Source organism: Pseudomonas sp. FSL W5-0203 (assembly GCF_001896155.1).
Taxonomy (GTDB): domain Bacteria; phylum Pseudomonadota; class Gammaproteobacteria; order Pseudomonadales; family Pseudomonadaceae; genus Aquipseudomonas; species Aquipseudomonas paracarnis.
Genome location: NZ_MPOR01000004.1, coordinates 1 through 10,697, shown reverse-complemented (window position 1 = coordinate 10,697; position 10,697 = coordinate 1). Strand labels below are relative to the sequence as shown.

Here is a 10,697-nt window from a genome sequence, read left to right as displayed (position 1 = left end):
CCTGGCGGAGCAGAGAGCGGGCCAAACGGCCACGCTCTCGATTCGCGTCACGTGTTATTCGGTTTCCAGATCGATATCGATGCCGAGGGAACGAATTTCTTTGATCAACACGTTGAAGGACTCGGGCATGCCCGGCTCCATACGGTGATCGCCGTCCACGATGTTTTTGTACATCTTGGTACGACCGTTCACATCGTCCGACTTCACTGTGAGCATTTCTTGCAGAGTGTATGCAGCACCGTATGCTTCCAGTGCCCAGACCTCCATCTCCCCGAAACGCTGACCACCGAACTGAGCCTTACCACCCAGCGGCTGCTGGGTAACCAGGCTGTACGAACCGGTAGAACGAGCGTGCATCTTGTCGTCTACCAAGTGGTTCAGCTTCAGCATGTACATGTAGCCAACAGTAACCGGGCGCTCAAACTTGTTGCCGGTACGGCCGTCGAACAGCTGCATCTGGCCGCTTTCCGGCAGGTCTGCCAGTTTCAGCATGGCCTTGATTTCGCTTTCCTTGGCACCGTCGAACACCGGGGTAGCCATTGGAACGCCGCCGCGCAGGTTCTTCGCCAGATCCAGGATTTCCTGGTCGGAGAAGGTGTCCAGCTCTTCGTTGCGACCGCCGATCTCGTTGTAGATCTCGTGCAGGAACTTGCGCAGGTCTGCGACCTTGCGCTGCTCTTCGATCATACGGTTGATCTTCTCGCCCAGACCTTTGGCCGCGAGGCCCAGGTGGGTTTCAAGGATCTGACCAACGTTCATACGCGAAGGTACGCCCAACGGGTTAAGGACGACGTCGACCGGGGTGCCATTGGCATCGTGCGGCATGTCTTCAACCGGCATGATCACGGAGACCACACCTTTGTTACCGTGACGACCGGCCATCTTGTCGCCCGGTTGGATGCGGCGACGGATTGCCAGGTAAACCTTGACGATTTTCAGCACGCCTGGAGCCAGGTCATCGCCCTGCTGCAGTTTGCGCTTCTTGTCTTCGAACTTGTCGTCCAGCAGACGGCGGCGATCAACGATATAGGCCTGGGCCTTCTCGAGCTGCTCGTTCAGAGCGTCTTCAGCCATGCGCAGTTTGAACCACTGGCCGTGCTCAAGACCGTCGAGAATTTCGTCGGTGATGTCCTGACCTTTCTTCAGACCTGCGCCGCCTTCAGCCTTGTGGCCTACCAGAGCGGAACGCAGACGTTCGAAGGTCGCGCCTTCAACGATACGGAACTCTTCGTTCAGGTCCTTGCGGATCTCGTCGAGCTGGGTCTTCTCGATGGACAGTGCACGAGCATCACGCTCAACGCCGTCACGGGTGAAGACCTGTACGTCGATGACAGTACCCTTGGTACCGGTAGGTACACGCAGGGAAGTGTCTTTAACGTCGCTGGCTTTTTCACCGAAGATGGCACGCAGCAGCTTCTCTTCCGGCGTCAGTTGGGTCTCGCCTTTCGGAGTGACCTTACCGACCAGGATGTCGCCAGCGCCAACTTCAGCACCTACGTAAACGATACCGGCTTCGTCCAGCTTGTTCAGTGCAGCTTCACCCACGTTCGGGATGTCTGCAGTGATTTCCTCTGGCCCAAGCTTGGTATCACGTGCCACACAGGTCAGTTCCTGGATGTGGATCGTGGTGAAGCGGTCTTCTTGAACCACACGCTCGGACAGGCAGATGGAGTCTTCGAAGTTGAAGCCGTTCCATGCCATGAACGCGATGCGCATGTTCTGACCCAGAGCCAGCTCACCCATGTCGGTGGACGGGCCGTCGGCCATGATGTCGCTACGCTGAACGCGATCACCCTTGCTCACCAGCGGACGCTGGTTGATGCAGGTGTTCTGGTTCGAGCGGGTGTATTTGGTCAGGTTGTAGATGTCGACACCGGCTTCGCCAGTTTCTACTTCGTCATCGGCAACACGAACCACGATACGGCTGGCATCAACGGAGTCGATCACGCCGCCACGACGAGCCACGACGCAAACGCCGGAGTCACGGGCTACGTTGCGCTCCATGCCGGTACCTACCAGCGGCTTGTCAGCACGCAGGGTCGGTACAGCTTGACGCTGCATGTTGGAACCCATCAACGCACGGTTGGCGTCATCGTGTTCCAGGAACGGGATCAGCGACGCTGCAACCGACACTACCTGCTTCGGAGAAACGTCCATCAAGGTGACGTCTTCCGGCGCCTTGACGGTGAACTCGTTCAAGTGACGAACAGCTACCAGCTCGTCGATCAGGACTTTCTTGTCGTTCATCGTGGCCGAAGCCTGAGCGATCACGTGATCAGCTTCTTCGATGGCGGACAGGAACACGATCTCGTCGGTGACCAGAGCGTCTTTCACCACACGGTACGGGCTTTCGAGGAAGCCGTACTGGTTGGTGCGCGCATAAGCGGCCAGGGAGTTGATCAGACCGATGTTCGGACCTTCCGGCGTTTCGATCGGGCAAACACGACCGTAGTGCGTCGGGTGTACGTCACGAACTTCAAAGCCTGCACGCTCACGGGTCAGACCGCCCGGGCCCAGTGCAGAAACACGGCGCTTGTGGGTGATCTCGGAGAGCGGGTTGTTCTGGTCCATGAACTGCGAAAGCTGGCTGGAACCGAAGAACTCTTTCACCGCCGCAGCCACTGGCTTGGCGTTGATCAGGTCTTGCGGCATCAGGCCTTCGCTTTCAGCCATCGACAGACGTTCTTTGACCGCACGCTCAACACGCACCAGGCCAACACGGAACTGGTTCTCGGCCATTTCGCCTACGCAGCGAACACGACGGTTACCCAAGTGGTCGATGTCATCGACGATGCCTTTGCCGTTACGGATGTCGACCAGGGTCTTCAGTACCGCAACGATGTCTTCCTTGCACAGCACGCCCGAACCTTCGATCTCGGTACGACCGATACGACGGTTGAACTTCATCCGGCCGACCGCAGACAGGTCATAGCGCTCAGGGCTGAAGAACAGGTTGTTGAACAGGGTTTCGGCAGCGTCTTTGGTTGGTGGCTCACCAGGACGCATCATGCGATAGATCTCGACCAGCGCTTCCAATTGGTTGCTGGTGGAGTCGATCTTCAGTGTGTCGGAGATGAACGGACCGCAGTCGATATCGTTGGTGTACAGGGTCTCGATGCGAACAACCTGGGCCTTGGCGATTTTGGCCAGGATCTCGGTGTTCAGCTCGGTGTTGCACTCAGCCAGGATTTCGCCTGTAGCCGGGTGAACGATGACCTTGGCGGTAGTGCGACCCAGAACGTAGTCCAGAGGCACTTCCAGCTCTTTGATACCGGCTTTTTCGATCTGGTTGATGTGGCGCGCAGTGATACGACGGCCAGCCTCAACGATGACCTTGCCTTTTTCATCCTGGATGTCCAGGACGGCAATTTCACCACGCAGACGCGAAGCGATCAGTTCCAGCTTGAGGGTTTCATCCTTCAGGCTGAATACGTTGGTGGTATAGAAAGCGTCCAGCACTTGCTCAGTGGTATAGCCGAGCGCGCGCAGCAGTACCGAGGCCGGCAGCTTGCGACGACGGTCGATACGCACGAACACGCAGTCTTTCGGGTCGAACTCAAAGTCCAACCACGAACCGCGGTACGGAATGATCCGCGCGGAGTACAGGAGTTTGCCGGAGCTGTGCGTCTTGCCGCGGTCGTGGTCGAAGAACACGCCCGGGGAACGGTGCAGCTGGGAAACGATTACACGCTCGGTACCGTTGATAACGAAGGTACCGTTCTCAGTCATCAATGGGATTTCGCCCATGTAGACTTCTTGCTCTTTGATATCCTTGATCGCTTTGTTCGACGATTCTTTGTCGAAAATGATCAGACGGACTTTTACCCGCAAAGGTACGGCGTACGTAACGCCACGCAACACGCATTCTTTGACATCAAATGCCGGTTCGCCCAGGCGATAACCGACGTACTCCAGCGCAGCATTGCCGGAGTAGCTGATGATCGGGAAAACGGATTTGAAGGCCGCATGCAGGCCCACGTCGCGGAACTGATCTTTGGTCGCTCCCGCCTGCAAGAATTCACGATACGAATCCAGCTGGATAGCCAGAAGGTACGGGACATCCATGACGTCCGGCAACTTGCTAAAGTCCTTGCGGATACGTTTTTTCTCAGTATATGAGTAAGCCATCAGCGTTCCCCAGCTTGGTCACCTGCTTGTTTGGCCCCTCCGACGGGAGCAGCCAGAAAATCTTGCAAACCCCATGGTTTGCACCACCGCTTCGGGTGGCTACAGCGCGTTAATGGCGGCGACCGAGTCGACAGCCAAGAACGGAAAAAGGCCGGTGGCAAGAGCCACCAGCCATCAGCCTTCAGCTTAACGCTTGGGCTGGAGACGCAAGGTCGATGCTTACTTCAGCTCGACTTTAGCGCCTGCTTCTTCCAGAGTAGCTTTGGCTTTGTCAGCTGCGTCTTTGGCAACAGCTTCCAGAACCATGGCAGGAGCGCCGTCAACTACAGCCTTGGCTTCTTTCAGGCCCAGACCGGTCAGTTCACGTACTGCCTTGATCACGTTTACTTTCTTCTCGCCAGCTTCGGTCAGCATGACGTTGAATTCGGTTTGCTCTTCAACAACAGCAGCAGCAGCAGCTGGGCCAGCGGAAGCAGCGGCAGCGGAAACGCCGAATTTTTCCTCGAAAGCTTTGATCAGCTCAACAACCTGCAGAACCGACATTTCAGCTACGGCGTTGAGGATATCGTCTTGGGAGATAGACATTGCTGTATTTCCTGAATTGGGGGACGGCCTACGCGGCCATCGAAATAAACAAAAATACGCGAGAGAATTTGCTCAGCCTTAGGCTGCGGCAGCTTCTTTTTGCTCGCGAACTGCAGCCAGAGTACGAGCCAGCTTGCTGGTAGCGCCTTGAATCACGCTCATCAGCTGCGAAATGGCTTCGTCGCGGGTCGGCAGTGTTGCCAGTACGTCGATTTGGTTAGCTGCGAGGAACTTGCCCTCGAACGCAGCTGCCTTGATCTCGAACTTATCCTGACTCTTGGCGAACTCTTTGAACAAACGGGCAGCAGCGCCCGGATGATCCTTGGAGAATGCGATCAGAGTCGGGCCAGTGAACACGTCGTTGAGAACACTGTATTCAGTGTCAGCAACGGCGCGCTTGAGCAGGGTGTTACGTACAACACGTACGTATACGCCAGCTTCACGAGCCTCTTTACGGAGTCCGGTCATAGCGCCTACTGTCACACCACGGGCATCAGCCACGACAGCGGACAGAGCAGCTTTGGCAGCCTCGTTGACTTCAGCGACGATGGCCTTCTTGTCTTCGAGATTAATTGCCACGGGTTTAACTCCTGCTTGTTACCGTTTCATCTGGCCGAGGCCGGATGTCGTTTTGGTGTCTGATTCGGTAAGGAACCGGGAGCACCATCTGCGTAGGCTTGTTGGTTTAAGACTTGCGTCGCCTACGGTCTTGGATAGCCCCCGCCAGGCAGGGACCCCAATCTTTCAATTGGCGCAATCGCTTGCGCCAACTTGTGTCTTATACGTCCAGCGAGCCTTGGTCGATGACCAGACCTGGGCCCATAGTGGTGCTCAGGGTAACGCGCTTGACGTAGATACCTTTCGAGGAAGCAGGCTTGATACGCTTCAGATCAGCGATCAGGGCTTCAACGTTTTCCTTCAGCTTGACGGCATCGAAGCCGACTTTGCCAACGGAGGTGTGAATGATGCCGTTTTTGTCGGTGCGATAACGAACCTGACCAGCCTTGGCGTTTTTAACCGCGGTAGCTACGTCTGGAGTTACGGTGCCGACTTTAGGGTTAGGCATCAGGCCACGTGGACCGAGGATCTGACCCAACTGACCTACAACACGCATTGCATCCGGGGAAGCAATAACGACGTCATAGTTCAGGTCGCCGCCTTTCATTTCGGCAGCCAGGTCGTCCATGCCAACGCGATCAGCACCAGCGGCCAGAGCAGCTTCAGCAGCTGGGCCTTGGGTGAAGACAGCAACACGTACAGTCTTGCCAGTGCCGTGTGGCAGCACAGTAGCGCTACGAACGACCTGGTCGGATTTACGTGGGTCAACACCCAGGTTCACAGCAACGTCAACAGACTCGCTGAACTTGACAGTCGACAGCTCGGTCAGCAGGGCAGCAGCGTCTACGAAGTTGTAGGACTTGCCTGCTTCGATCTTGCCGGCGATAGCCTTTTGGCGCTTGGTCAGCTTAGCCATTACACACCCTCCACGTTAAGGCCCATGCTACGAGCAGAACCGGCGATGGTACGCACGGCTGCATCCATATCAGCTGCAGTCAGATCCGCGTTTTTGGTTTTCGCGATTTCTTCCAGCTGAGCACGGGTTACGGTGCCAACCTTAACGGTGTTAGGACGAGCGGAACCGCTGGTCAGACCGGCAGCTTTCTTCAGCAAAACCGAAGCCGGGGTCGACTTGGTTTCGAAGGTGAAGCTACGGTCGCTGTATACAGTGATGATCACTGGAGTCGGCAGACCTGGCTCAAGACCCTGAGTACGGGCGTTGAAGGCCTTGCAGAATTCCATGATGTTCACGCCGTGCTGACCCAGAGCTGGACCGACGGGTGGGCTAGGGTTGGCCTGAGCGGCCTTCACTTGCAGCTTGATGTAAGCGGTAATCTTCTTGGCCATGAGGCACTCCAATTACGGGTTCAAACGCCTCGAAAGGCTCCCCGGTTACTTGCGCGTTTATCCCAGTGACGACAAAACCCCACAGCCTAGGCTGCGGGGTTGGGATGCTTGCCCAGCTAGACCTTTTCGACCTGGCTGAACTCCAACTCTACCGGGGTAGAGCGACCGAAAATGAGCACTGCCACTTGGATCCGGCTCTTTTCGTAGTTAACTTCTTCGACCGTACCGTTAAAATCAGCGAACGGACCGTCTGTAACGCGAACAACCTCACCCGGCTCGAACAATGTCTTCGGCTTGGGCTTGTCGCTACCATCAGCAACACGACGCAGAATTGCTTCTGCCTCTTTGTCGGTGATCGGAGCAGGCTTGTCGGCAGTACCGCCAATGAAGCCCATGACGCGAGGGGTATCCTTGACCAAGTGCCAAGTACCTTCGTTCATGTCCATTTGTACCAGCACGTAGCCAGGGAAGAACTTGCGTTCGCTTTTGCGCTTCTGCCCATTCCGCATTTCAACCACTTCTTCAGTGGGAACCAGAATTTCGCCGAAGCCATCTTCCATGCCTGCCAGCTTTACGCGCTCCAGCAAAGAGCGCATAACATGCTTCTCGTAACCCGAGTAAGCATGCACAACGTACCAACGCTTAGCCACGGGACACCCTTAGCCAACAATCAAGGAAACAAGCCAGCCGAGCAGGGAATCAAGCCCCCACAACAGCAACGCCATAACCAGAACAACAGCCACGACAATCAATGTGGTCTGAGTGGTTTCTTGGCGAGTCGGCCAAACGACTTTACGGATTTCGGTGCGAGCTTCCTTAACCAGTACCGCGAACGACTTGCCTTTGGCAGTCTGCAGGCCTACAAAGGCAGCTACAGCAGCGAGGGCAAGCAAAGCGAGTACACGGTACAGGATCGGCGAAGCAGAATAGTACTGATTGCCAACAACGCCTACGACCACCAAGGCGACTACAGCGAGCCACTTTACCAGATCGAAACGAGAGCTTTGAGCTTCAGCCTTAGGAGTCATCTATGAAGATCCTGTGAAAAGAAAGCCAGACACACCACGTGAATCTGGCAGGTCAGGAGGGAATCGAACCCCCAACCTACGGTTTTGGAGACCGTCGCTCTGCCAATTGAGCTACTGACCTAAAACAAAATCAGGCCGACCATTATGCAGGCCTGAAAAAGACTTTACAACAACCAACCCCACAAGACCTGAAACATCGAACAACATTCAAGCCGAGGCAGCTGTTAAAACAAAGGCAGATATTTTCATATCTGCCTTGTCATATGGAGCTCTTGAGCGGATTTGAACCGCTGACCTCACCCTTACCAAGGGTGTGCTCTACCAACTGAGCTACAAGAGCGAAACACCTTGCACAACCTGCAAACTTGGAGCGGGTAGCGGGAATCGAACCCGCATCATCAGCTTGGAAGGCTGAGGTTCTACCACTAAACTATACCCGCGGAGCTTGCAGCTCACGCTAAAAATGGTGGAGGGGGAAGGATTCGAACCTTCGAAGTCGTAGACGTCAGATTTACAGTCTGATCCCTTTGGCCGCTCGGGAACCCCTCCTAAGCGAGCCGGCATTTTACATCACGCCGACCTTCTGTCAAGCATTTTCTCATTTAAATTATGAGGTTAGCTGCATTGACGGTCGCTTTGCACTGTAGCCCTTAAAGGTCTTCACTGCGAAGCGGGCGCCATTCTATGCAAACTATTCGAGAGTTGCAATGCCTTCACACAGCATTATTTTATGTTTTAACTCATTGAATTCATTAGCAAGGCTTTCAAAGGGCAGATCGTCAGCCAGGCGACGGCTCTCAGGGGCTACACGCAACCAATAACCCGAGGCGTCCGGCGCATTCAGCAACTGTACCTTGACCTTGATATCCAGGCTGGTGAGCCTCTGCTCGAGAGAGGAGGCTTGGCGTCGATCAGTGAACCCACCGATGTACAAGCAGGTATTCTGCGCCTCTGCCGGCCTCGCTCGATCACGCCGCGCCACCGCATCTGCCGACTCACTCAGGAGGCGAATATCTTGTTGTGCCCCCCGATGGAGACTCAAGGGCGTGACATCCTTGGCCCGCAATGGCGCCTCTTGCTGATGCCAGACGTAATAGAAAACATTGAGGACCAGTAAAAGTAAAAACAGCCAGCGCATAATCACCTCAAGACAAAGGACACGCTATTGCCAAACCAACAAACACCAGATCCGGGACCAGCCGAGCCTGAGGCGCAGCATCCCTCACCAGGTCAGCATCGCCGCCAGTGAGGAAGACCGTGAAATCCTCTCCCCAATAGCCTCGCGCCAACTCGAGCTGGGTCAGCACAAACCCTCTAAGCATGAGCGTACACCCACGCTCGACGGCCTCTACGGTCGTACGTCCAGGAGAGAGACGCTCCACAGCCCGCTCAGCGGCCGCGTCGTCATAGCGTATCTTGCGGGTATGGGTTCGCAGTTGATTACGCATAAGCGGCATACCCGGGCAAATAAACCCACCCAGGTGCCCACCGTCCGGACCAATAAAATCTGCTGTCGCCGCTGTACCAAAGTCGAGTACCAGGCATGCACCTGACGCCAACTTGAACGCGCCTAGCATGGCCAGCCATCGATCCATCCCCAGGCGCTGGGAGTCTTCGTAGCCGTTGCGCACTCCGCCCATTTCTTGAGCAGAGGTTGCACAGGAAACAGCAACGCCAAATGCCGCTACCAAGGCAGCTATCAGCTTATCGGTCTCCTCAAGCGCGCGAACACTCACTAACCGACAACGCGTGAGCAATAGACCAGGCAAAGCCACCAAACTATCGATCAGCGCGATATCTGAACCTGCGATACCTTCCGCGCGAACAGTTGCCTCACTCAACTCAAGAACACGCCATTTGATAAAGCTATTTCCACAGTCGAGCTCAAGAATCATCACGCAACCTCAGGCTTAACTCACCACCGCTGTATATTTTCTCAACGCCACCGACATCCAAACGCAAGGCGCCCTGACGATCCACGCCCAGCACAACCCCATCAATCTGATTGACGCCCGCGATAAGCGACACGGACTTCCCCTGCCACGCGTGATGCTGCTCCCATTCGTCTTGCAACCCTGCAAAACCCGCAGCCTTGTGTCGATCTAGGTAGGCTTGGAGTTGCAAACCCAGTCGCGCCACCAGGTGATTGCGATCAACTGAAAAGCCCGTCTCAAGCTGCATCGAGGTCCACTGCTGATCAACATCAGCTGCCCTCTGCATATTCACATTGATACCTATCCCTAGCACAACGTGACAGATATCCGCGGGATCTCCCACCAGCTCAAGCAAGATGCCTGAGATTTTCTTGTGCCCAACCAAGACGTCGTTTGGCCACTTCAAAGCCGCGCCCTGCACACCCGACTCACGCAGAGCCTGCAGGACTGCCAGTCCTACCACCAGACTCAACCCTTCCAGTTGCCGCAGACCACCCTCAATACGCAATACAAGGCTGTAGTAAACGTTTTGCGCAAATGGGCTGACCCATTTACGGCCTCTGCGCCCCCTACCAGCCGTCTGCTGCTCCGCTAGCACAACAAAAGGTGCCGCACTACCCGCATCGACAAGACGTAAGGCCTCGGCATTAGTGGAGTCAATGGAATCGAAAATATGAACGGGCCAAGATAGGGAAGTCGCCTCCCGAGAAACCTCCTGCGCATTCAAAAATACCAATGGCGCAGCCAATCTATACCCACGACCCCGGACCTTATGGATAGGAAGATTCAATTCTGCCTCAAGATGCTGAAGCTGCTTCCACACGGCACTGCGACTAACGCCCAGGGCGGCGCCAAGCGCTTCTCCAGAATGGAACTGACCATCTTTCAGAAGTTTCAACAACGTCAGCATGCACATATCGCCTCAGAATGAGGCACGCATGATAGCCATGCGCAGGGTCATTGCATAGAAAGGGTGGATATCAGTATTGATCGACGCCCCACAAGATTTTCGAGCGTCCAAAACAAAACCCCAACTGCTTTCGCAATTGGGGTTTCGGAATTTAATCTTGACGATGACCTACTCTCACATGGGGAAACCCCACACTACCATCGGCGA

General features: G+C 55.4%; 10 protein-coding genes and 4 tRNA genes. All 14 read right to left on the bottom strand.

The genetic code is table 11. The features are described 5' to 3' along the window. Positions 1 to 54: 54 nt before the first annotated feature. The 14 genes from rpoB to birA all read right to left on the bottom strand — a co-directional run bounded on the left by rpoB (position 55) and on the right by birA (position 10,490). Positions 55 to 4,128, bottom strand: coding sequence for a DNA-directed RNA polymerase subunit beta (rpoB, locus tag BOP96_RS05365; RefSeq protein WP_019819139.1), 4,074 nt, complete (start codon positions 4,126 to 4,128; stop codon positions 55 to 57). A 219-nt stretch (positions 4,129 to 4,347) separates the two neighbouring features. Then, positions 4,348 to 4,713 (bottom strand): 50S ribosomal protein L7/L12, encoded by a 366-nt coding sequence (gene rplL, locus BOP96_RS05360; protein WP_005791984.1) that lies wholly within the window; start codon positions 4,711 to 4,713, stop codon positions 4,348 to 4,350. A gap of 78 nt (positions 4,714 to 4,791) precedes the next feature. Next, entirely contained in the window at positions 4,792 to 5,292 is a 501-nt protein-coding gene (gene rplJ / locus BOP96_RS05355; protein WP_003232405.1) for a 50S ribosomal protein L10, read from the bottom strand. Positions 5,293 to 5,491: 199 nt separating this feature from the next. After that, a complete protein-coding gene (rplA, locus tag BOP96_RS05350; protein ID WP_003176434.1) occupies positions 5,492 to 6,187 on the bottom strand; it encodes a 50S ribosomal protein L1 in 696 nt (231 codons plus the stop codon). After that, positions 6,187 to 6,618 (bottom strand): 50S ribosomal protein L11, encoded by a 432-nt coding sequence (gene rplK / locus BOP96_RS05345; RefSeq protein ID WP_003176435.1) that lies wholly within the window; start codon positions 6,616 to 6,618, stop codon positions 6,187 to 6,189. The genes rplA and rplK overlap by 1 nt, the downstream gene beginning before the upstream one ends. Before the next feature lie 116 nt (positions 6,619 to 6,734). Beyond that, positions 6,735 to 7,268, bottom strand: coding sequence for a transcription termination/antitermination protein NusG (nusG, locus tag BOP96_RS05340; RefSeq protein ID WP_003176436.1), 534 nt, complete (start codon positions 7,266 to 7,268; stop codon positions 6,735 to 6,737). A gap of 9 nt (positions 7,269 to 7,277) precedes the next feature. Beyond that, positions 7,278 to 7,646: a preprotein translocase subunit SecE gene (secE, locus tag BOP96_RS05335; protein ID WP_003194658.1), complete on the bottom strand. Its 369-nt coding sequence runs from the start codon at positions 7,644 to 7,646 to the stop codon at positions 7,278 to 7,280. Between the two features lie 45 nt (positions 7,647 to 7,691). Beyond that, positions 7,692 to 7,767: transfer RNA gene (locus BOP96_RS05330), tRNA-Trp, on the bottom strand. A gap of 143 nt (positions 7,768 to 7,910) precedes the next feature. After that, positions 7,911 to 7,986 (bottom strand) — tRNA-Thr (locus BOP96_RS05325). 26 nt (positions 7,987 to 8,012) lie between these two features. Beyond that, positions 8,013 to 8,086 (bottom strand) — tRNA-Gly (locus BOP96_RS05320). Between the two features lie 24 nt (positions 8,087 to 8,110). Then, positions 8,111 to 8,195: transfer RNA gene (locus BOP96_RS05315), tRNA-Tyr, on the bottom strand. A 142-nt stretch (positions 8,196 to 8,337) separates the two neighbouring features. After that, complete coding sequence (locus tag BOP96_RS05310; RefSeq protein ID WP_014720155.1) at positions 8,338 to 8,784, bottom strand: hypothetical protein; 447 nt, start codon at positions 8,782 to 8,784, stop codon at positions 8,338 to 8,340. Between the two features lie 7 nt (positions 8,785 to 8,791). Further along, entirely contained in the window at positions 8,792 to 9,541 is a 750-nt protein-coding gene (locus BOP96_RS05305) for a pantothenate kinase (protein ID WP_073452010.1), read from the bottom strand. Next, positions 9,531 to 10,490, bottom strand: a complete 960-nt coding sequence (birA, locus tag BOP96_RS05300; RefSeq protein WP_014720157.1) for a bifunctional biotin--[acetyl-CoA-carboxylase] ligase/biotin operon repressor BirA — start codon at positions 10,488 to 10,490, stop codon at positions 9,531 to 9,533. Before birA ends, BOP96_RS05305 begins: the two co-directional genes overlap by 11 nt. Positions 10,491 to 10,697: the final 207 nt, after the last annotated feature.

Bases quoted from the DNA above. Each gene is read 5' to 3' on its own strand.
- rpoB (WP_019819139.1), bottom strand. From the start codon at position 4,128: ATGGCTTACTCATATACTGAGAAAAAACGTATCCGCAAGGACTTTAGC.
- rplL (WP_005791984.1), bottom strand. From the start codon at position 4,713: ATGTCTATCTCCCAAGACGATATCCTCAACGCCGTAGCTGAAATGTCG.
- rplA (WP_003176434.1), bottom strand. From the start codon at position 6,187: ATGGCTAAGCTGACCAAGCGCCAAAAGGCTATCGCCGGCAAGATCGAA.
- rplK (WP_003176435.1), bottom strand. From the start codon at position 6,618: ATGGCCAAGAAGATTACCGCTTACATCAAGCTGCAAGTGAAGGCCGCT.
- secE (WP_003194658.1), bottom strand. From the start codon at position 7,646: ATGACTCCTAAGGCTGAAGCTCAAAGCTCTCGTTTCGATCTGGTAAAG.
- BOP96_RS05310 (WP_014720155.1), bottom strand. From the start codon at position 8,784: ATGCGCTGGCTGTTTTTACTTTTACTGGTCCTCAATGTTTTCTATTAC.
- BOP96_RS05305 (WP_073452010.1), bottom strand. From the start codon at position 9,541: ATGATTCTTGAGCTCGACTGTGGAAATAGCTTTATCAAATGGCGTGTT.
- birA (WP_014720157.1), bottom strand. From the start codon at position 10,490: ATGCTGACGTTGTTGAAACTTCTGAAAGATGGTCAGTTCCATTCTGGA.